Source organism: Streptomyces sp. NPDC088197 (assembly GCF_044741185.1).
GTDB lineage: Bacteria > Actinomycetota > Actinomycetes > Streptomycetales > Streptomycetaceae > Actinacidiphila.
In genome coordinates this window covers 143,901-164,540 of record NZ_JBIUSD010000007.1, presented here as the reverse complement: position 1 = coordinate 164,540, position 20,640 = coordinate 143,901, and the positions used below count along the sequence as shown (strand labels likewise).

The window sequence follows — 20,640 nt, the reverse complement described above, 5'->3', positions numbered from 1 at the left end:
TCGGGCTCAGCCTCCGACGGCGACGAGGACGGCGAGGACGACCGCACCGGCCAGCAGCGCGCTGAGGTAGGTCTGGACGTTTCCGGTCTGGGCCTTGCGGACGGCCGCGCCGAGCAGCCGGGGGGTGCCGCCCGCGCCGCGGACGTAGGTCTCGATGACCTCGCGGTCCAGGAAGCGGACGAGTTGCGCGGCGGCCAGCACGGGGCGCACGAACAGCGCGGTGTAGAGGGCGTCGAGGTGGAAGCCGTGGGCCGCGTGGCGGTGCAGCCTGCCCAGCAGCAGACGGCCGGGGTCGCCCGGGTCGTCGGCGGACGCGATGTCGCCGTAGATCGCCTCGTGGGTGGCGGTGGCCTCGGCCTCGACGAGGGCGGGTTCCGCGCCGGGGTCGCCGTCGGCGGTGACGACGGCTCCGACGGGGACGGCGAGGCGGGTGGCGGTGGCCGCCTTCCAGGCGCCGTAGGTGATCAGGACGCCGACCAGGGCCAGGCCGGTGCCGAGGACGGAGGTGATCAGGGTGGGGCCGAGCGGGGCGCCGCCGAACCAGTCGGGCAGCTCGCGGTAGGCGAGGCCGCCGAAGGCGATGGTGGGGACGGCCAGCACCCACAGCACGGAGGTCATCACGACCGGCTGCCTGCCGTGGTCGGGGGCCTCGGGGCCGCTGCCGCGGAAAGCCAGCAGGAACAGCCGGGTGGCGTATCCGGCGGTCAGGACGGCGGCGGTCAGTCCCGCGACGAAGACGGTCCAGCCGACGGCCGAGGGGACGTGCGCGGTGTGCCCGGCCGAGGCGTGCTCGGCGGCGCGCAGCACGGACTCCTTGGAGAAGAAGCCGGACAGCGGAGGGAGGGCCGCGAGGGCGGCGAGGGCGATGCCCATCGTCCACATGGCGTCGGGGACGCGCTTGGCGAGCGAGCCCATGCGGGACATCGCGGTGAGCGAGTTGGTGCCCGCCGCGTGGATGACGACGCCCGCGCCGAGGAAGAGCAGCGCCTTGAAGGCGCCGTGCGACAGGAGGTGGAAGACGGCGGCGTCGCGGTCGGCGACGGCCAGGGCGCCCGCCATGTAGCCGAGCTGGCCGATGGTGGAGTACGCCAGCACGCGTTTGATGTCGTCCTGGGCGAGGGCGGCCAGGCCCGAGCCGATCATGGTGACGGCGGCCATCACGGCGAGGACGGCCAGCGCGGCGGCGGACGCGGTGAACACCGGCAGCAGCCTGGCCACGAGATAGATGCCGGCGGCGACCATGGTGGCGGCGTGGATCAGCGCGGAGACCGGGGTGGGACCGGCCATCGCGTCGGGCAGCCAGGTGTGCAGCGGGAACTGCGCGGACTTGCCCGCGACCCCGGCGAGCAGCAGCAGCGCGATCACCGTGGGGTGGTGGAGCCGGCCGTCCGCCGCGGCGGAGAGGATGCCGCTGATCCGGAAGGTCCCGGCGTCGGCGGCGAGCGCGAACACCCCGATGAGGAAGGGGACGTCGCCGAGCTTGGTGACCAGGAACGCCTTGATCGACGCCGTCCTGGCGGCCTCGGTCTCCCAGTAGTGCCCGACCAGGAAGTACGAGCAGATGCCCATGATCTCCCAGCCGACCAGCAGCACCATCAGGTCGCCCGAGTAGACGACGAGGAACATGGCGGCGGTGAACAGCGAGACGAGGGCGGCGTACGAGGGATAGCGCGGGTCGTCGCGCAGATAGGCGGTGGAGTAGAGCTGGACGCAGGTGGCGACGAGGCCGACGAGGACGGCGATCAGGACCGCGAAGCCGTCCAGGTGCAGGGCGAGGTAGACGGGCGCGGAGCCGGTGTCGGTGAGCTTGTGGACGGCGTCGGTCGGCGCGCCGGTGCCCTGGCGGGCGGCGACGACCGCGGCCAGGACGAAGGCGGTGGCGGTGGGCAGTACGGCCAGCGGGCGTACGAAGCCGGGTGCGCGCCGGCCGAGCAGGAGTCCGGTGACCGCGCCGAGGAAGGGCAGGAGGGGGACGAGCGCGGCAAGGGCGGTCAGGGTCACGCGGCGGCCTCGGCCTTCTTGTCGGCGGCCGTGCCGTCCGGGTCGGACGCGGTGTGCTCGGACGACGCGTGCTCGGCTGACGCGTGCTCGGACGACGCGTGCTCGGGCGGCTCGGCGAGGTCGGTGAGCCGGTCGATGTCGGAGCTGCCGCGGTTGCGGTACACGAGCAGCACGATCGCCAGGCCGAGACCGATCTCGGCGGCGGCGATCGTGATGGTGAACAGGGTGAGGGCCTGGCCGGAGTGGAGGGTGTCGCGCAGCCACACGTCGAAGGCGACCAGGTTGAGATTGACGGCGTTGAGCATCAGCTCGACGGACATCAGGACGAGGATCGCGTTGCGGCGGGCGAGGACGCCGTAGACACCGACGCAGAAGAGGAGGGCGGCGAGGACGGCCGGGTAGACGAGGTGCATCAGTTCTCCTTGCCCTGGCCGGTGGGGGTGCCGCTGGGGCTGCCGGTGGGGGTGCGGCCGCCCGTGCCGGTCCCGGTGCCCTTCGCGGCCCCGGTGCCCGCGCGGTCCTCGGCGGTCTCGCGGCGGGAGAGGACGATCGCGCCGACGAGGGCGGCGAGCAGCAGCACCGACAGCGCCTCGAAGGGCAGCACCCAGAAGCGGAACAGGGTCTGCCCGGTGGCGTGCGAGGAGCCCTGGACCACGCCGTGCAGGTCGATCCAGGTCGAGCGGAAGGCGTCCACGACCACCCACACCAGGGTGACCGCGGCGGCGACGGCGACCCCGAGGGCGACCCAGCGGTTCTCGGAGTCGGCGTCCGGCGAGCGGCCGATGGGCGCTCTGGTCAGCATCAGTCCAAACAGCAGGAGGACGACGACGGAGCCGACGTAGATCAGCACCTGCACCCAGGCGATGAACTCGGCCGTGAGCAGCAGGTATTCGACGGCGAGGCCGCCGAGGGCGACGACCAGCCACAGGGCCGCGTGCACGAGCTGCCGGGTGGTGACGGTCAGGACGGCCGCGCCGAGAGTGACGAGGCCGATGAGGAGGAAGGCGATCTCGACGCCGGTGGGCGAGAGGAAGCCGCCCTGGCTGTGGATGGTTTCGTGGACGATCACGAGTCGCCCTCCCCCGGCGCGGAGGGTCGTTCGGCCGCCGGGTCGGTCGCCGGGTCGGTCGCCGTCGGGGCCTGGGCCTGGGCTTCTGCCTGGGCCTGGGCCTGGGCAGCGATGAGCTTGTCGGCGGCCTTGCGGGCGGCGGCGATCTCCTTGGGTTCCTCGGCGGCCGGGTCGAGCGCGGGAGGCGCGGGCACCGTCCACATCCAGTCGCGCAGCTTGTCGCGCTCGTGGGTGAGTTCGAGGATGTCGGTCTCGGCGTACTCGAACTCCGGCGACCAGAACAGCGCGTCGAAGGGGCACACCTCGATGCAGATGCCGCAGTACATGCACAGCGAGAAGTCGATGGCGAAGCGGTCCAGCACATTGCGGCTGCGCTCGCGCCCGCCGGGGGCGGCGGCCGGTGTCGTCTCCTTGTGGGAGTCGATGTAGATGCACCAGTCGGGGCACTCGCGGGCGCACAGCATGCAGACCGTGCAGTTCTCCTCGAACAGCGCGATCACACCGCGCGAGCGCGGCGGGAGTGCGGGCAGCGCGTCCGGGTACTGGTCGGTGACGGAACGCTTCGTCATCGTCCGCAGGGTGACGGCCAGGCCCTTGGCGAGGCCGGTTCCGGGGATGGCCATGCTAGGAGATCACCACCTTGACGACGCCGGTCAGGGCGATCTGGGCGAGGGCGAGCGGGATGAGTACGGTCCAGGCGAGTTTCTGGAGCTGGTCCTCGCGAAGGCGCGGGTAGCTGACCCGCAGCCAGATCACGACGAAGGCCAGCAGGCCGGTCTTGACCAGCGTCCACAGCCAGCCGACGCTGCCGGACCAGGGGCCGTGCCAGCCGCCGAGGAACAGCACCGTGGTCAGGGCGCACAGCACGACGATGCCCGCGTACTCGGCGAGCAGGAACAGGGCGAAGCGCAGGCCGGTGTATTCGGTGTACGCGCCGAAGATGATCTCGGAGTCGGCCACCGGCATGTCGAACGGGGGCCGTTGCAGCTCGGCGAGGCCCGCCGTGAAGAACACGAGGCCGCCGATGAGCTGCCAGGGGGTCCACCACCAGTGGTACTCCCCCACGATGCCCGGCAGTGACAGCGTGCCCGCCGCCATCGCGACCGACGCGGCGGTGAGCAGCATCGGCAGCTCGTACGCCATCAGTTGCGCCGCCGTGCGCAGGCCGCCGAGCAGGGAGAACTTGTTCGCCGACGCCCAACCCGCCATCAGCGAGCCGAGCACGCCGATGCCCATCATGGCCAGGACGAAGATCAGGCCCGCGTCCAGCGCCTGGCCGACGAAGCCGTGCGGTCCCACCGGGATCGCGATCAGCACGACGAGGTAGGGCAGGAGCGCGACGGCGGGGGCGAGTTGGAAGATCCGCCGGTCCGCGTCGGCCGGAACCACGTCTTCCTTCTGCGCGAACTTGACTCCGTCCGCCACCAGTTGGGCCCACCCGTGGAACCCGCCCGCATACATCGGCCCCAATCGGCCCTGCATATGCGCCATCACCTTGTGCTCCGCCTGCCCCACCACCAGCGGAAACACCAGGAACACAACGAGCACGCCCACAAGCCGCAGCCCGACGTCCACCACGTCACCCACGCCCCTCACCTCCCCGCCCACCGTCTTCGCCTGCGGCGCGCTCGTCAGACGACGCGGACCCACCACCCCGACCGGGGGTTCCACCTGCGGTGGGCTTCTTGCTCGCAGCGGGCGGTTCGCTTGCAGCGGGCGTCTCGCCTGCGGCGGCCTCGTCGGACGACACGGGCTCACCACCCCGAGCGGGGGTTCCACCTGCGGTGGGCTTCTCGCCTGCGGCAGGCGGTTCGCTCGCAGCGGGCGGTTCGCCTGCGGCGGGCTCGTCGGACGACGCGGGCTCGCTACCCCGGCCTGGGGTGCCACCTGCGGTGGGCCCCTCGCCTGCGGCGGGCTTGTCGGACGACGCGGGGCCGCCACCCCCGGTGCCACCTGCGGCGGGCCCCTCGTCTGCGGCGGACGGCTCGCTCGCAGCAGGCTCGCCGCCCCCGGCCGAACTGCCTCCTGCTGCGGGCTTCTTTGACGGCGCGGGCTCGCCACCCCCGGCAGGGGTGCCACCTGCGGTGGGCCTCTCGCCTGCGGCAGGCGGTTCGCTCGCAGCGGGCGTCTCAGAGGGCGCGGGCTCGCCGCCACTGGCGGAACTGCCGCCAGCGGCGGGCTCGCTGACCGCAGCAGGGGTGCCGCCTGGGGCGGGCGGTTCGCTTGCGGCGGGCTTCTTGGTCGGTACAGCGTCGCCGCGCCCCGCGGGGGTGGCGCCCGGGGGTTGTTCCCATGGGGCGTCGGGGACGCGCTTGCGTGGGGGCGCGGGGGTGTCGCCGGAGGGGGCCCCGGCAGGGGGTTGGTTGGCGGGGCTACCGGCAGGGGTTTGGCTGGTGGAGCCTTCGGTCACGCTGCGGGTGCGGCGGGCCGGGCGGTCGGCCGACGGGGTTGTACGCGCCGGGCGGTCGGCCGGGGAGGCCGTTGGGCGGGGGCCGCGGGCGGGGCGGGCGGGGGGTGGGGGGAGTTGGCCTTTTTGGGGGCCCCAGTCGTTGGGGTCGGGGACGCCGGGGGGCTGCATCTGGCGGCGCTTGGGGCCGCCGTCGTGGGACTCGCCGGGCTCCTTGGCACCGGGCCACGCCTTGGCGACGCGGGCGGCGAGGACGAAGTCCTTGCGGAGGGGGTGCCCCTCGAACTCGTCGGGGAGCAGGAGGGGCGCGAGGCCCGGGTGCCCGGTGAAGTCGACGCCGAACATCTCGTGGGTCTCGCGTTCGTGCCACGCCGCGCCCGCGTAGACGCCGGTGGCGGTGGCGAGGACGGGCGCGTCGTGCGGCACGGTCGTCCGCAGCAGCAGCCGCCGGACGCCGCCGTCCAGCGCGACGACGTGCGCGCAGACCTGGAAGCCGGTGCCGGGCTCGTCGACGGCGCTCAGCCAGTCGAAGTACGTGCAGCCGAGGGCGTCCCGCGCGGCCGTGAGCGAGGCGACCCACTCACCGGTCGGCACATCGACGGTCAGGAGGTCGTACGCCTCCTGCGCGACGGCGCCCTCGCCGAAGATCTCCGCGGCCTCCCGCGGCAGCCAACCGGTCACCTCGGCCCCTCCGGCGGAGTGACGAGGCCGCTCGTCAAGGCGGCGACGGAAGGGCGCGGGCCCGCGGCGGAGCCGTACCGCTCCGCCAGCGACTCGCGCGCGATCTTCTCCTGGAGCTTGAGGACGCCCTGGAGGAGCGCTTCGGGGCGCGGCGGGCAGCCGGGCACGTAGACGTCGACGGGGATGATCTGGTCGACGCCCTTGGTGACGGAGTACGAGTCCCAGTAGGGGCCGCCGCAGTTGGAGCACGCGCCGAAGGAGATGACGTACTTCGGCTCGGGCATCTGCTCGTACAGGCGCTTGACGGCGGGCGCCATCTTGTCGGTGACGGTGCCGGAGACGACCATGAGGTCGGCCTGGCGCGGTCCCGGCGCGAAGGGGATGACGCCCAGCCGGATGAAGTCGTGCCGGGACATCGACGCGGCGATGAACTCGATGGCGCAGCAGGCGAGGCCGAAGTTGAAGACCCACAGGCTGTAGCGGCGGCCCCAGTTGAGCACCACCTTCATCGGCTCCGGCGCCAGCCGGGACAGCACGCCGAGACGGCGCGGCTCGGGAAGGTCCTGCGCAGGGGTCTCGGGAATCGCCTGCGGGTTCACGTCCATTCGAGGACGCCCTTCTTCCATGCGTAGAGCAGCCCGATCGCGAGGAAGCCGATGAAGACGAACATCTCCACCAGCGTCGTCGCGCCGAAGCCGGGCGCGGCGAAGACCGTGGCCCACGGGAACAGGAAGATCGCGTCGACCGCGAAGATGACGTAGAGGAAGGAGTACACGTAGTACTTGACCTGGGTGTGCGCCCAGCCCTCGCCGACCGGGTCGACCCCGCACTCGTACGTGAGCATCTTCTCGCGCGTCGGCACGACGGGCCGCAGCAGGCGGCCGGACGCGAAGGCGACGGTCACGAAGAGCACACCGACGACCGCGACCAGGCCGACGACCGAGTAGCCGTGGAAGTAGTCCACGTCCGTCCGCCCCTCGTTCACTCGTTGACCGGTGGTGTCCAGCGATCCTTGTGGATCTCTTTAGACGATCTATACGGGAGGGAGTCTAGGCCCTGGCCTCACAGGCGCACGCCCCCCGTGCGGGCACCGGTGCGCGCATCGGCGGCGGCCCCGTCGCACGCCCTCGCCCGTACCGGGGGATAACCCCACCGCCGCCTGACCTACGCACCCCATGGCGCGCCCCGCCGCTTCCCCGGCAGGCTGGACTCATGAACACCTCGCCCGCGTCCCGTCAGCCCGCCGCCCCCGCCCCGCTGCCACCCGTGCGCTTCGCGTACGACCGCGTGACGTGGCGGGAGATCGGGTATCTGCTGCTGAATCTGCCGGTGTCGATCATCGGCTTCGTCTACGTCGTGACGGTCGTGACGGTGGGCCTCGGCCTGTCGGTGACGGTGATCGGGTTGCCCCTGCTGGCGTACGGACTCGCCGGGTGCCGTTTGCTGGGGCGGGTGGAGCGGAGCCGGGCGCGCGACCTGCTGGGCGTGCACATCGACGAGCCGCGCCCGCTGAAGCGGGGCACCTTCGGTTTCCTGCCGTGGCTGTGGGCGTCGCTGAAGGACCCGGTGGCGTGGCGGCACGCCCTCTATTACGGCATCCGGCTGCCGTGGGGCATCCTCACCTTCACTTTGACGCTGGTCTCGCTGTTCGTGCTGTGGCCGGTGCTGCCGTTCCTGGCGCGCGGGCTGACGATGGTCGACCGGGCGATGGTCCGCGGGCTGCTCCAGCCGTCGGACGAGCTGGAGCGGCGGATCGAGGAGCTGGAGTCGGACCGCGGGGTCGTGGTCGACACGGCGGCGGCGGACCTGCGGCGGATCGAGCGCGACCTGCACGACGGCGCGCAGGCGCGGCTGGTGGCGCTGGCGATGGACCTGGGCCTGGCCAAGGAGAAGCTGCTGGAGGATCCGGAGGCGGCGGCCAAGATGGTGGGCGAGGCGCACGGCGAGGTGAAGGTGGCCCTTCAGGAGCTGCGGGATCTGGCGCGCGGCATCCATCCGGCGATCCTCACCGACCGCGGCCTGGACGCGGCCCTGTCGTCGGTCGCGTCGCGCTGCACCGTGCCGGTCGCGGTGACCGTGGACCTGCCCGCGCGGCCCGCGGAGGCGATCGAGGGGATCGCGTACTTCACGGTCTCCGAGCTGTTGCAGAACGTCAGCAAGCACAGCAGGGCACGGCACGCCTCGGTGGACGTGTGGCGCGCCGACGACCGGCTGATGGTGCAGGTACGGGACGACGGGCGCGGCGGCGCGGACGTGTCGGGCGGTACGGGTCTGGCCGGGCTCGGCGAACGGCTGCGGTCGGTGGACGGGCTCTTCGTGGTCAGCTCGCCGGAGGCGGGGCCGACCGTGGTCACGGCCGAACTGCCGTGGCGCGACCGGGAGTTCCGCAAGGCCGGGGCCAGGCGTTGAGCGGAGCCAGGCGCTGAGCGGAGTCAAGCACCGAGCGGGGCGCTGAGCGCGGCCAGGCGCTGAGCGGAGTCAAGCACCGAGCGGGGCGCTGAGCGCGGAAGCCGGGGCGGTAGGGCTAGCCCCACCCCCAAGACGCCGATCCGCACCATGGGGATGGGTGCACGCACCAGCCAGCATGGAGTCACAGAGAAAAGCAGAGAGGACGGACCGACCATGGCTTACGGCTTCCCGCCCGCCGAGCGCGCGCACGAGCGCGAGCGCGAGCACCGCCTGCCGACGGCGCTGCGCGCGCCGGTCGAGGCACGCGCCTGGCGCGAGTTCGCCTACCTGCTGATCAATCTGCCGATGTGCATCGTCGGCTTCGTCTGGACCGTGACGATGTTCTCGCTCGGCGCCGGGCTGCTGGTCACCTTCATCGGACTGCCGGTGCTCGTGCTCGCGCTCGGCGGCTGCCGCGCGATCGGCGCCGTGGAGCGGGCCCGCGCGCGGTCGCTGCTCTGGCTGGACGTGGAGGACCCGCGGCCGGTGCGCGGCAGGAACGGCGGTTTCCTGTCCCGGCTCGGTGCGCAGCTCGGCAGCGGCGTCAACTGGCGGCACGCCGCCTACACCCTGGTCCACTTCCCGTGGGGGATCTTCACCTTCTCCGTCGCCATCAGCTTCTTCACGTACGGCTGGGGCCTGTTGACGTATCCGCTGTGGCGCTGGGTCTTCCCGGTCTACTTCGGGCAGGACGGCCTCCAGATGTACGGCGACGGGCACGGGCACGGCTGGTGGCTGCACACCCCGGCCGACATGCTGCTGTGCGTCGTGGTCGGCGGCGCGCTCGTGCTGAGCAGCCCGTGGGTCTACCGGGGCATGGCGCACGTGGACCGGATTCTGGTGAGCGGTCTGCTCGGGCCTTCGCGGCTGGCGGAGCGGGTCACCGAGCTGGAGTCGGACCGCGGGGTCGTGGTCGACACGGCGGCGGCGGACCTGCGGCGCATCGAGCGCGACCTGCACGACGGCGCGCAGGCGCGGCTGGTGGCACTGGCGATGGACCTGGGCCTGGCCAAGGAGAAACTGCTCGAAGATCCGTCGGCCGGGGCCGTGATGGTCGAGGAGGCGCACGGGGAGGTGAAGATCGCGCTTCAGGAGCTGCGGGATCTGGCGCGGGGCATCCACCCGGCGATCCTCACCGATCGCGGGCTGGACGCCGCCCTGTCGTCGGTCGCGTCGCGCTGCACCGTGCCGGTCGCCGTGACCGTCGATTTGCCGGCGCGGCCGGTGCCGGCCATTGAGGGCATCGCCTACTTCACGGTGTCCGAGCTGCTGCAGAACGTCAGCAAGCACAGTGGCGCTTCGCGCGCGACCGTGGAGGTGTGGCGGGTCGGTGACCGGCTCATGATGCAGGTGTCCGACAACGGGCGCGGGGGCGCCGCCGTGTCCGGTGGGTCCGGGCTCGCCGGGCTCGCCGAGCGGCTCGACTCCGTCGACGGTGTCCTCGCCGTGGCCTCGCCGCCCGGTGGCCCCACCCACATCACCACCGAACTCCCCTGGCGCGTCTAACCCCTCCGGCGCGGTCCCCTTACCCCTCCCCGCGCCCCGCCCAAAACGGCTCGCCCCTCCAAGAGGCGGTGCGCCGATCTTTTCAGGGGCGCGGGGAACTGCGCGGCCCGCCCCCACCGGGCTGTCAGCCCGAAAACAACCGCATCTGCCCCACCGGAGCCGGTTCTCAAAGGCGCACCACCGCGCGGGCTGAGCGCGCAGTCCCCCGCGCCCCCGGCAAAGGAACCGCAGAGATCGGCGTCCCCCCGGCAGGGGGCGGCTAGGTCAGGGTGAGGAGGACTTTGCCTCGGTTGGTGCCGGCCTGGAGGGCCTGATGGGCTTGGAAGGCCGCGGCAAGCGACAACTCGGCGGTGATGTCGAGCCGAATGGCTCCGGAGGCCAGGAGGGAGAGGGCGGCGAGGGCGTGCCCGCGCAGAACGGCCGGGGCGCGGAGCGCGAGGTCGCGGATGGAGTAGCCGGTGAGAGCGCGGTTGCGCTCGGAGAAGGGGAGCACGGGCAGCGTGAGGTCGGGCTGCCGGGCGGCCTCGCCGTAGGCGACCAGACGGCCGAAGGGCGCCAGAAGGGAGAGCCCGGCCAGCCGCGTCCCCCCGCCGATGGGGTCGAGCAGCACGTCGATCTCGGTGCGGGCGGCGGCCAGCTCCTCGGCGAAGGTCTCACGCAGCAGCACCGCGTCGTAGCCGAAACGTTTCGCGTACTCGGCCTTCTCGGCCGTGCGGACCGTCCCGTACACGGCGGCGGCCCCCAGCGCGCGGGCGATCTGCGCGGCGACCGAGCCGACCCCGCCCGCGGCGGCGTGGATGAGGACGGTGTCCCCCGCGGTGAGCCGCGCGGCCCCGGCGAGCACCCCGTACGCGGTGGTGAGGACGAGCGCCGCCCCGCCCCCGTCCCGGAGGGAGATCCCGTCGAGCGGGAAGGCGAAGTCGGCGGGCGCGACCGCGTATTCGGCGTATCCGCCGCCGTCGGGCAGGTAGGCGGCGACGGGGTCGCCGACGGCGAGCCCGGTGACGCCCGCGCCGAGCGCGGCGATCTCGCCGGAGACCTCGAGGCCGGGCACGGCGATCCCGTCCGGCGGACCGTAGTCGCCGAGCCGGTGCAGCACCTCGCCGTGGTTGACGCCCGCGTACGCGACCTGGATCAGCACCTGCCCGGGGCCCGGTTCCGGGACGGGGATTTCCACCGGCCGGAGCACTTCCGGGCCACCGTTGACGTCGAATCCGACCGCGCGCACACGCTCTCCTCTTGCCTGTGAGCCGCTGACGCGCGACCCCCGCCGACCTTCCGGGCGCAACCTTGCCCACCGGAACCGTATTCCCCATCAGCGCGTCGTTGCTGGGATGCTGGGGAAGACAGGGTCGGATGTGGGGGGCTGGAACGGGTGGAGGACAGGGTGCGGGTGGTCATCGCCGAGGATTCGGTGCTGCTTCGGGAGGGACTGACCCGATTGCTGACCGATCGCGGTCACGATGTGGTGGCCGGTGTCGGTGACGCCGAGGCGCTGATCAAGGTCGTACGGGAGCTGGCGGACGAGGGCGCGGCCCCCGACGTGGTGGTGGCGGACGTACGGATGCCGCCGACGCACACCGACGAGGGGGTGCGGGCGGCGGTGCAGCTGCGCCGGGACCACCCCGGCGTGGGCGTGCTGGTGCTGTCGCAGTACGTGGAGGAGCAGTACGCGACCGAGCTGCTGGCGGGCAGCAGCCGCGGGGTGGGGTATCTGCTCAAGGACCGGGTGGCCGAGGTCCGCGAGTTCGTGGACGCGGTGGTGCGGGTCGCCGAGGGCGGCACAGCGCTGGACCCCGAGGTGGTCGCGCAGCTCCTGGGCCGCAGCCGCAAGCAGGACGTGCTGGCGGGGCTGACGCCGCGCGAGCGCGAGGTGCTGGGGCTGATGGCGGAGGGCCGGACGAATTCGGCGGTGGCCAAGCAGCTCGTGGTGAGCGACGGCGCGGTGGAGAAGCACGTCAGCAACATCTTCCTGAAGCTGGGCCTGGCGCCGAGTGACGGGGATCACCGTCGTGTCCTGGCAGTGCTCACCTATCTGAACTCCTGATCTGTTGACACTCTGTCTCACAGCAGACGCCTGACGGCGCGGGCCTCACGGGCACCGCGCCGTCACATGTACATGCCACACACATGTCCGGCAGTCCGCAGGTCGGGGCCGCGCTCCCGCATCCACATTCCGGGACGTACGGGGAAGGCGACCCTTACCGACGTACGATGACCGGTGAGCCGCCGCCTCTAGGGAGGTCCGTTTCAGTGACCAGCCAGGTCAGCAGCAGCAGCCCCGTGCCCACGGAGCAGCCCGCGCATCCGCCGGTGATCGGCGATGTCCTGGGCGAACAGCGCAAACCGGCGAAAGAGACGAAACGCCTCGACCGGGTGATCATCCGGTTCGCCGGTGACTCCGGGGACGGAATGCAGCTCACCGGGGACCGTTTCACCTCGGAGACCGCGTCCTTCGGGAACGATCTCTCGACGCTGCCGAACTTCCCGGCCGAGATCCGGGCCCCCGCAGGCACCCTGCCGGGCGTGTCGTCGTTCCAGCTCCACTTCGCGGACCACGACATCCTCACGCCCGGCGACGCGCCCGACGTGCTGGTCGCGATGAACCCGGCCGCGCTGAAGGCGAACGTCGCCGACCTGCCGCGCGGCGCCGAGATCATCGTCAACACCGACGAGTTCACCAAGCGCGCGATGGCGAAGGTCGGATACGCCGCCAACCCGTTGGACGACGGGTCCCTGGAGGCGTACGCGATCCACCCGGTGCCGCTGACGACGCTCACCGTCGAGGCGCTCAAGGACAGCGGCCTGGCGCGCAAGGACGCCGAACGGGCGAAGAACATGTTCGCGCTCGGCCTGCTGTCGTGGATGTACCACCGGCCGACCGAGGGCACCGAGTCCTTCCTCCGCAGGAAGTTCGCCAAGAAGCCGGACATCGCGGAGGCCAATGTCACGGCCTTCCGCGCGGGCTGGAACTTCGGCGAGACCACCGAGGACTTCGCGGTCAACTACGAGGTGCAGCCCGCCTCCAGCGCCTTCCCCGCGGGCACCTACCGCAACATCTCCGGGAATCTGGCGCTGTCGTACGGCCTGATCGCCGCGAGCAGGCAGAGCGAACTGCCGCTCTTCCTCGGCTCGTACCCGATCACCCCGGCCTCCGACATCCTGCACGAGCTGTCCAAGCACAAGAATTTCGGCGTCCGCACCTTCCAGGCCGAGGACGAGATCGCCGCGATCGGCGCGGCGCTCGGCGCGTCCTTCGGCGGGTCGCTGGCGCTCACCACCACCTCGGGTCCCGGTGTGGCGCTGAAGTCGGAGACGATCGGGCTCGCCGTCAGCCTGGAGCTGCCGCTGCTGATCATCGACATCCAGCGCGGCGGCCCCTCGACCGGGCTGCCCACCAAGACCGAGCAGTCCGACCTGCTCCAGGCGATGTACGGGCGCAACGGCGAGGCGCCGGTGCCGATCGTGGCGCCCAGCACCCCGGCGGACTGCTTCGACGCGGCGCTGGAGGCGGCCAGGATCGCGGTCACGTACCGCACCCCGGTCTTCCTGCTCTCCGACGGCTATCTCGCCAACGGCTCAGAGCCGTGGCGGGTCCCCGACGTCCAGGACCTGCCCGACCTGCGGGTGCAATTCGCGACCGGGCCCAACCACACGGCCGAGGACGGCACCGAGGACTTCTGGCCGTATCTGCGCGACCCGGAGACGCTGGCCCGCCCGTGGGCGGTGCCCGGCACGCCCGGCCTCGAACACCGCATCGGCGGCATCGAGAAGCAGGACGGCACCGGCAACATCTCGTACGACCCGGCCAACCACGACTTCATGACCCGCACCCGGCAGGCCAAGGTCGACGGCATCAAGGTGCCCGACCTGATCGTGGACGACCCGGAGGGCGCCGCGCGGACCCTGGTCATCGGCTGGGGTTCGACGTACGGGCCGATCACCGCGGCCGTGCGCCGCATCCGGCGCGAGGGCGGCACGATCGCGCAGGCCCATCTGCGCCATCTCAACCCCTTCCCGGCCAACCTCGGTGAGGTCCTGCGGGCGTACGACAAGGTCGTGGTGCCCGAGATGAACCTCGGCCAGCTCGCCCACCTGCTGCGCGCCAAGTATCTGGTCGACGCCCGTTCGTACACGCAGGTCACCGGGTTGCCGTTCAAGTCGGAACAGCTCGCGAAGGCCCTCGTGGAGGAGAGTGCGAATGATTGAGGCGCTGTCGCTGGTGCCCAAGGCCGAGGCGAAGCAGTCCATGAAGGACTTCAAGTCGGACCAGGAGGTGCGCTGGTGCCCGGGCTGCGGGGACTACGCGATCCTGGCCGCCGTCCAGTCCTTCATGCCGGAGCTGGGCCTGGCCCGCGAGAACGTGGTGTTCGTGTCCGGGATCGGGTGCTCGTCCCGCTTCCCGTACTACATGAACACCTACGGCATGCACTCCATCCACGGCCGCGCCCCGGCCATCGCGACGGGGCTCGCCGCCTCGCGCCGCGACCTGAGCGTGTGGGTCGTCACCGGTGACGGCGACGCGCTCTCCATCGGCGGCAATCACCTGATCCACGCGCTGCGGCGCAATGTGAACCTGAAGATCCTGCTGTTCAACAACCGGATCTACGGGCTCACCAAGGGTCAGTACAGCCCCACCTCCGAGGTCGGCAAGATCACCAAGTCGACGCCGATGGGTTCGCTGGACGCGCCCTTCAACCCGGTGTCGCTGGCGATCGGCGCCGAGGCGTCCTTCGTGGCCCGCACGATCGACTCCGACCGCAAGCACCTCCAGTCGGTGCTGCGGGCGGCGGCCGAGCACGAGGGCACGGCGCTGGTGGAGATCTACCAGAACTGCAACATCTTCAACGACGGCGCCTTCGACGTCCTGAAGGAGCGCGAGACCGCGCAGGACGCCGTGATCCGGCTGGAGCAGGGGCAGCCGATCCGCTTCGGCGCCCCCGCCGAGGACGGACTCGGTTCGAAGGGCGTCGTACGCGACCCGGCGACCGGTGACCTGAAGGTGATCGACGTGACCGTGGAGGGCAGCGCGGGAGTGCTCGTCCACGACGCGCACACCCAGTCCCCGACGACCGCTTTCGCGCTGTCGCGGCTGGCGGACGCCGACACGCTCCACCACACGCCGATCGGTGTGCTGCGGGACGTGACGCGCCCGGTGTACGACACGGAGATGTCGGACCAGCTCGAAAAGGCCGTGGTGCAGCAGGGCAAGGGCGACCTCGCCGGGCTGCTGACCGGGCGGGACACCTGGACCGTCGTCGGCTGAGGCACGGGACCGCACAAGGGCGGGGCGCGCACCCTCATCGGTGCGCGCCCCGCCCTCGTCCGTCTCTCCCGTGCTCACCGCGTGGTCCCGCTGTTGAACAGCGAGCGCGACCAGAGGTACCCGGCCAGGCCGATACCGGCGCACCAGGCGAGCGAGATCCAGGCGTCGTGGCCGATCGCCGAGCCGGTCAGCAGCCCCCGCAGGGTCTCGGTCATCGGCGTGAACGGCTGGTACTCGGCGAACCAGCGCAGACCGGGGGACATCGAGTCGGCCGGTACGAAGGCCGAGCCCAGGAACGGCAGGAACTGGACGAGCAGCGGCTTGTTGCTCGCCGACTCGACCGTCTTGGAGATCAGGCCGAGCGCCGCCGACAGCCAGGTCACCGCGAAGGCGACGGCGGCGAGCAGCCCGGCCGCCGCCAGCCACTCCAGCGGGCTCGCGTCGGGCCGGAAGCCGACCGCGAGCGCCACGCCTATGACCAGCACGAGGCTGGTCATGGTCTGGATGACGCTGCCGAGGACATGGCCGGTCATGAACGAGGCCCGTGAGATGTTCATCGTGCGGAAGCGGTTGATGATGCCCTCGGTCATGTCGGTGCAGACCGCGATCGACGTGGACATGGCCCCGGCGGCCACCGCCATGATCAGGATGCCGGGCGTCAGGTACTCCAGGTACACGCTCCGGCCGCCGCCCGCCCCGAGTCCGGCGCCGATCGACCCGCCGAAGGCGTACACGAACAGCAGCAGCATGAGGATGGGCATCGCGGCCGTGCCGAAGCCGACCGCCGGGTAGCGGATCGCGTGCTTCAGATTGCGCCGCAGCATCGTCGTCGAGTCGCGCACGGCGTAGGTGAGGGTGCTGCTCATCGCGAGGTCTCCTTGGGGTGAGGGGCGGAACCGTCGCCGGTCAGGGCGAGGAAGACGTCGTCCAGGTCGGGGGTGTGCACGGAGAAGTCGGCGGTACGCACGCCGGCGGCGTCGAGCCGGTCGAGCAGCGAGCGCAGCGCGTCGAGTCCGGCGTCGCCCGCCACGCGCAGGGCCAGCTCCCCGTCGTCGCGGACCGCGCCGGGGACGGCGGCGGCGGCCCGTTCGTACTCCTCGGGGTCGGTGAACCGCAGGCGTACGTGGCTGCCGGGGATACGCGCCTTCAGCTCGTCGGGGGTGCCCTCGGCGACGATCCGGCCGCCGTCGAGCACGGCGACACGGTCGGCCAACTGGTCGGCCTCCTCCAGGTACTGCGTGGTGAGGAAGACGGTGACGCCGCTCGCGACCAGTGACCGCACGGTGTCCCACATCGTGCGGCGGCTGCGCGGGTCGAGGCCGGTCGTCGGCTCGTCCAGGAAGATCACCTTCGGGTCGCCGACCAGCGTCATGGCCAGGTCCAGGCGGCGCCGCATGCCGCCGGAGAAGAGCGCGGCGCGCTGCTTGGCGACGTCGGCGATGTCGAAGCGGGCCAGCAACTCCTGGGCCCGCGCCCGCCCTTCGGCCCTGCCGAGGTGCAGCAGGTCGGCCATGAGGAGCAGGTTCTCCTCGGCGGTGAGCAGGTTGTCGAGCGCGGCGAACTGTCCGGTGACGCCGATCGCGGCGCGGACGCCGTCCGGTGAGCCGGCCACGTCGTGGCCCGCGACCTGGGCGTGGCCGCCGTCGGCGGAGATGAGGGTGGACAGGATCTGCACGGTGGTGGTCTTGCCCGCGCCGTTGGGGCCGAGCAGCGCGAAGACGGTGCCCGCCGGGATGCGCAGGTCGATGCCGTCGAGGACGGTCTTGTCGCCGTAGGACTTGCGCAGGTCGGCGGTGGAGACGGCGGGCGGGCGCGGGTCGGCACCCTGAGCATTTCTGGGCATGGGCATGACAGAAGAAGGCATGGAGCTCTCCCGTTTCGGGGCGTGGTGAGAGGAGCGGGGTGGGGGGCGCGCGGTGCGCGGTGAAGTGGCCCGGTGCGTCGGGCCGTACGTGGCGAGGGAGGGCGGGCGGGTCAGCCGCGCGCGCGGAGGATCTCGATGTTGCCCCAGTTGGTCCTGGCGCGGACCGAGACGGTGTCCTCGCTCTGGCCGGGGGCCTCGGAGGCGGGGAGCCTGTTGCGCACCTGCCCGTGGCTGGAGCTGACGTCGAGCCAGGCGGCGGTGCCCTCGCGGACGCCGACCTCGATGGGGCCGTTGGAGGTCTCCAACTGGACCTCGCCGCGTACGACTTCGGCGACGCGCAGGTGGCCGTTGGACGTGGTGCCGGTGACCGACGCCTCGGCGCGGGCGATGTCGATGCCGCCGTTGGTGCCGCTGACCCGCAGTTCGCCGGTGACGGCGGCGAGGGTCGTGGTGCCGTTGGAGTTCTTCAGCACGGCGGTCCCGTCGACCGTGCCGATCCGCAGGCTCCCGGAGCTGGTGGCGATCTCGGCCGGGCCCTCGACCCGGTCCACGGTGACGCTGCCGTGCGACACGGCCAGATTGAGCGGCCCGGTCGTGTCGAACCGCACGTCGCCCACCGAGACCTTCACCCGCACCTCGCCGAGCCTGCCCTCGCCGTGCACCTGGGCCCACGCGCCGGTCACCTCGACCGCCGAGCCCGTGGGCAGTTCGACCGCCACGTCCACGGCGCCCGAAGGCCCGATGAGGCGGCGGCCCTTGGGGGTCCTGATGGTCAACAGGCCGCCGGAGTAGCGCACTTCGGTCTGCTCGGCCGCCTTGACGTCCTGGTCCCGCTTCGGGTCGCGGGGCCGTACCTCCACGAGGGTGTCGAGGCGGTCCTCGGCCGTGAACTGGATCGATCCGGCTTCCACGGTGCTCGTCACCGAGATGGGTTCCGGGGTGTCGAAGGGGGTGAAAGAAGGCATGGTTGTCCCGTCCTCTTGGGTCGTTGTGACGTCTCCGCAGGTGGGAGGCGGTGGGCTTCTCGTGCTTTTCGCGCTTCGCGGCTAGCGGACCCAGCCCTTGAAGCTCTGTCCGACGGTTCTGGTGGTACGGGTCTTCTCCGTCGTACGCGGCTGGCCGCCGCCGTCGCCGACCGCCGCCGAGACGGCTCGCACCAGCCAGGCGTTGACCGACAGGCCCTCCCTGGTCGCGGCCTCCTCGGCCCGCGCCTTGAGGTGGCCCGGCAGTCGCAGATTCACCCTGGCGGTGCTGCCGTCGTCACCCTCGACCGGCGCGGGCGGCGCCGGGGCCTGCGCCTGTGCCGGGGCCTCCTCCTGCGCGTACGGCCGCGTCACCACGAAGTCCGGGTCCAGGCCCCGGAGCCGGACGTCCACCGAGCCCGGTGCCAGGTCCCGCGTGATCTCGTCCATCGCCGCCGACAGCACATTCAGCATCGTCAACCGCGTCGCCGACTCCAGCGGTGCCGTCAGGCGCTCCGCCAGCTCCCTCGCTTCTTCGCCTCCGGCTTCGGCGGCCACCGCCAGCTCGCGGCGCAGATTCTCGACATACGGCGTCAGGTCCATGACGCCATAGTGGCACCATCATGGCACCACCCGCAACCCCCTCCCTGACACCACCCTGGCACCACGTGACACCACCCCCCACCCAAGGGCCCGTCTTCAGGGGCGCGGGGAACTGCGCGCTCAGCCACGACGGTGGCACCGCCAAAAAACCGGCCCACCCCCCCCGGTGCGTTCACCCCACGCAAGGGCCCGACTTCAGGGGCGCGGGGAACTGCGCGACCAGCCACGACGGTGGCACCGCCAAAAAACCGGCCCACCCCCCCCGGTGCGTTCACGCCACGCAAGGGCCCGTCTTCAGGGGCGCGGGGAACTGCGCGACCAGCCACGACCGTGGCACCGCCAAAAAACCGGCCCCAGCGGGGCAGACGCGGTTGTGTTCGGGCTGAAAGCCCGGTGGGGGGCGGGCCGGGCAGGGCCCCGGCGAGTCTTAGAGGGTCGGCGAGCCGACCGGGGAGTGGGCGGCGTCGTAGGCGGTGCGGGCGGAGAGGACGGCGGGGACGGCGGCAGCCGTCCAGACGGAGAGGGCGCGGACCTGACCGGCGGCCTCACGGCCGAGAGGGGTGAGGGAGTAGGTGACGTGCGGCGGGATGACGGGCAGAGCCCGGCGAAGGACGAAGCCGTCCCGCTCCAGCGTGCGCAGCGTCTGGGTGAGCATCTTCTCGCTGACCCCGCCGACGGCCCGCCGCAGCTCACTGAAGCGCAGCACCGCCCCGTCGAGCAGCTCGCACAGGACAAGAACCCCCCACCGGGAGGTGACGTGTTCGAGAATGAGCCGCTCGGGGCAACTTACGTCCATGTCGGTACCTTACTTCAAGGTGGGTACTTTCCAAGAGTTAGTGCCCGGCGTACGGTGGAGCCGAAGACACCGGACCACCGCAAACAGGGAGCAAAAAGACATGAGCATCGTCGTCACAGGAGCCACCGGGCACCTCGGCCACCTCGTCATCGACGAGCTGCTCAAGCAGGTCCCGGCCACGGACGTGGCCGCCGTCGTGCGGGACGAGGCCAAGGCCGCCGACCTGGCGGAGCGCGGCGTGGAGCTGCGGATCGCGGACTACAACCACCCCGAGACGCTGAAGGACGCCTTCCACGCGGGCGACAAGGTCCTGCTGATCTCGGGCAGCGAGGTCGGCCGCCGCATCGCGCAGCACAGCGCCGTCGTGGACGCGGCGGCGGCCTCGGGCGTGGCGCTGCTGGCGTACACCGGCATCCTCGGCGGCCCGGACGCCGACCTGAAGCTGGCGGACGAGCACAAGGCGACCGAGACGTACATCCTGGCCTCGGGCCTGCCCTACGTGTTCCTGCGCAACGGCTGGTACAGCGAGGTCCAGACCGAGAATCTGGCCCCGGTCCTGGAGCACGGCGCCGTCATCGGCAACGCGGGCGACGGCCGGGTCGCGAGCGCGGCCCGCGCCGACTACGCCGCCGCGGCCGCCGCCGTCCTGACCGGTGAGGGCCACGAGAACACGGCGTACGAGCTGAGCGGCGACACGGCGTGGAGCTTCGCCGAGTACGCGGCGCTGGTCGCCGAGCTGACCGGCAGGGAGATCACGTACAAGAACGTCCCGGCCGAGACGCGCCAGTCGATCCTCGAAGGCGCGGGCGTCCCGGCGGACTTCGCGGCCATCCTGGTCGACGTGGACCACGCCATCGAGCGCGGCCTGCTCGCGCGCACCAACGGCGAGCTGTCCCGGCTGATCGGCCGCCCCACGACCCCGATCCGCGAGACCCTGGCCGCCACCCTCAAGGACACGCCCAAGGACACGCCCAAGGCGTGACCACGGCCTGACCCGGCGTGACCACGACCTGACCCCGGCCTGCACCACCCCCGCA

The 20,640-nt window shown here is 71.9% G+C and carries 20 protein-coding genes; 6 read left to right on the top strand and 14 right to left on the bottom strand.

Annotation, left to right across the window (positions count from 1 at the left end):
• Nucleotides 1-6: 6 nt before the first annotated feature.
• From ACIOC1_RS18975 to ACIOC1_RS18940, 8 genes are read right to left on the bottom strand one after another with little or no spacing between them, the layout of a single operon-like run.
• Nucleotides 7-2,001 carry an NADH-quinone oxidoreductase subunit L gene (locus tag ACIOC1_RS18975; protein WP_401309127.1) on the bottom strand — a complete coding sequence of 665 codons (1,995 nt, stop codon included), beginning with the start codon at nt 1,999-2,001 and terminating at the stop codon, nt 7-9.
• On the bottom strand, nt 1,998-2,414 hold the full coding sequence (nuoK, locus tag ACIOC1_RS18970; protein WP_401723313.1) for an NADH-quinone oxidoreductase subunit NuoK: 417 nt from the start codon (nt 2,412-2,414) through the stop codon (nt 1,998-2,000). The genes ACIOC1_RS18975 and nuoK overlap by 4 nt, the downstream gene beginning before the upstream one ends.
• The gene (locus ACIOC1_RS18965) at nt 2,414-3,070 is read right to left on the bottom strand and encodes an NADH-quinone oxidoreductase subunit J (protein ID WP_401855495.1); all 657 of its coding nucleotides are present in this window, start codon (nt 3,068-3,070) and stop codon (nt 2,414-2,416) included. The genes nuoK and ACIOC1_RS18965 overlap by 1 nt, the downstream gene beginning before the upstream one ends.
• Nucleotides 3,067-3,693, bottom strand: a complete 627-nt coding sequence (locus tag ACIOC1_RS18960; protein ID WP_401855493.1) for a NuoI/complex I 23 kDa subunit family protein — start codon at nt 3,691-3,693, stop codon at nt 3,067-3,069. Before ACIOC1_RS18960 ends, ACIOC1_RS18965 begins: the two co-directional genes overlap by 4 nt.
• A gap of 1 nt (nt 3,694) precedes the next feature.
• Nucleotides 3,695-4,657 (bottom strand): complex I subunit 1 family protein, encoded by a 963-nt coding sequence (locus ACIOC1_RS18955; protein ID WP_355340345.1) that lies wholly within the window; start codon nt 4,655-4,657, stop codon nt 3,695-3,697.
• Nucleotides 4,650-6,158 carry an NADH-quinone oxidoreductase subunit C gene (locus tag ACIOC1_RS18950; protein WP_401855490.1) on the bottom strand — a complete coding sequence of 503 codons (1,509 nt, stop codon included), beginning with the start codon at nt 6,156-6,158 and terminating at the stop codon, nt 4,650-4,652. Before ACIOC1_RS18950 ends, ACIOC1_RS18955 begins: the two co-directional genes overlap by 8 nt.
• The gene (locus ACIOC1_RS18945) at nt 6,155-6,763 is read right to left on the bottom strand and encodes an NADH-quinone oxidoreductase subunit B (RefSeq protein ID WP_401855488.1); all 609 of its coding nucleotides are present in this window, start codon (nt 6,761-6,763) and stop codon (nt 6,155-6,157) included. Before ACIOC1_RS18945 ends, ACIOC1_RS18950 begins: the two co-directional genes overlap by 4 nt.
• On the bottom strand, nt 6,754-7,143 hold the full coding sequence (locus ACIOC1_RS18940) for an NADH-quinone oxidoreductase subunit A (RefSeq protein WP_188283994.1): 390 nt from the start codon (nt 7,141-7,143) through the stop codon (nt 6,754-6,756). Before ACIOC1_RS18940 ends, ACIOC1_RS18945 begins: the two co-directional genes overlap by 10 nt.
• Nucleotides 7,144-7,370: 227 nt before the next feature.
• Between ACIOC1_RS18940 and ACIOC1_RS18935 the strand changes: the two genes are divergently transcribed.
• Both ACIOC1_RS18935 and ACIOC1_RS18930 read left to right on the top strand, forming a co-directional pair.
• Nucleotides 7,371-8,567, top strand: a complete 1,197-nt coding sequence (locus tag ACIOC1_RS18935) for a sensor domain-containing protein (RefSeq protein WP_355340354.1) — start codon at nt 7,371-7,373, stop codon at nt 8,565-8,567.
• A gap of 213 nt (nt 8,568-8,780) precedes the next feature.
• A complete protein-coding gene (locus tag ACIOC1_RS18930; RefSeq protein WP_391050404.1) occupies nt 8,781-10,112 on the top strand; it encodes a sensor domain-containing protein in 1,332 nt (443 codons plus the stop codon).
• A gap of 259 nt (nt 10,113-10,371) precedes the next feature.
• On the opposite strand, the gene ACIOC1_RS18925 is transcribed toward ACIOC1_RS18930, so the two are convergent.
• Complete coding sequence (locus ACIOC1_RS18925; RefSeq protein ID WP_391050403.1) at nt 10,372-11,340, bottom strand: zinc-binding dehydrogenase; 969 nt, start codon at nt 11,338-11,340, stop codon at nt 10,372-10,374.
• 159 nt (nt 11,341-11,499) lie between these two features.
• On the opposite strand from ACIOC1_RS18925, the gene ACIOC1_RS18920 reads away from it, so the two are divergent.
• The 3 genes from ACIOC1_RS18920 (at nt 11,500) to ACIOC1_RS18910 (ending at nt 15,378) form a co-directional block, all read left to right on the top strand.
• Entirely contained in the window at nt 11,500-12,159 is a 660-nt protein-coding gene (locus ACIOC1_RS18920; RefSeq protein WP_355340363.1) for a response regulator transcription factor, read from the top strand.
• A gap of 206 nt (nt 12,160-12,365) precedes the next feature.
• On the top strand, nt 12,366-14,321 hold the full coding sequence (locus ACIOC1_RS18915) for a 2-oxoacid:acceptor oxidoreductase subunit alpha (protein ID WP_391050402.1): 1,956 nt from the start codon (nt 12,366-12,368) through the stop codon (nt 14,319-14,321).
• Entirely contained in the window at nt 14,314-15,378 is a 1,065-nt protein-coding gene (locus tag ACIOC1_RS18910; protein WP_355340369.1) for a 2-oxoacid:ferredoxin oxidoreductase subunit beta, read from the top strand. Before ACIOC1_RS18915 ends, ACIOC1_RS18910 begins: the two co-directional genes overlap by 8 nt.
• A gap of 74 nt (nt 15,379-15,452) precedes the next feature.
• Here the strand turns inward: ACIOC1_RS18910 and ACIOC1_RS18905 are convergent, their stop codons facing one another.
• From ACIOC1_RS18905 to ACIOC1_RS18885, 5 genes are all read right to left on the bottom strand, one after another.
• Nucleotides 15,453-16,244: an ABC transporter permease gene (locus ACIOC1_RS18905; RefSeq protein ID WP_401855484.1), complete on the bottom strand. Its 792-nt coding sequence runs from the start codon at nt 16,242-16,244 to the stop codon at nt 15,453-15,455.
• On the bottom strand, nt 16,241-17,227 hold the full coding sequence (locus ACIOC1_RS18900) for an ATP-binding cassette domain-containing protein (protein ID WP_401855786.1): 987 nt from the start codon (nt 17,225-17,227) through the stop codon (nt 16,241-16,243). Before ACIOC1_RS18900 ends, ACIOC1_RS18905 begins: the two co-directional genes overlap by 4 nt.
• Before the next feature lie 125 nt (nt 17,228-17,352).
• A complete protein-coding gene (locus ACIOC1_RS18895; protein WP_355340375.1) occupies nt 17,353-18,207 on the bottom strand; it encodes a DUF4097 family beta strand repeat-containing protein in 855 nt (284 codons plus the stop codon).
• Nucleotides 18,208-18,288: 81 nt separating this feature from the next.
• Nucleotides 18,289-18,807, bottom strand: coding sequence for a toxin-antitoxin system HicB family antitoxin (locus ACIOC1_RS18890; RefSeq protein WP_355340378.1), 519 nt, complete (start codon nt 18,805-18,807; stop codon nt 18,289-18,291).
• 427 nt (nt 18,808-19,234) lie between these two features.
• Nucleotides 19,235-19,603, bottom strand: coding sequence for a winged helix-turn-helix transcriptional regulator (locus tag ACIOC1_RS18885; protein WP_391050399.1), 369 nt, complete (start codon nt 19,601-19,603; stop codon nt 19,235-19,237).
• 100 nt (nt 19,604-19,703) lie between these two features.
• Here ACIOC1_RS18885 and ACIOC1_RS18880 point away from each other — a divergent pair, with 100 nt between their 5' ends.
• A complete protein-coding gene (locus tag ACIOC1_RS18880) occupies nt 19,704-20,585 on the top strand; it encodes an NAD(P)H-binding protein (protein ID WP_355340384.1) in 882 nt (293 codons plus the stop codon).
• Nucleotides 20,586-20,640: the final 55 nt, after the last annotated feature.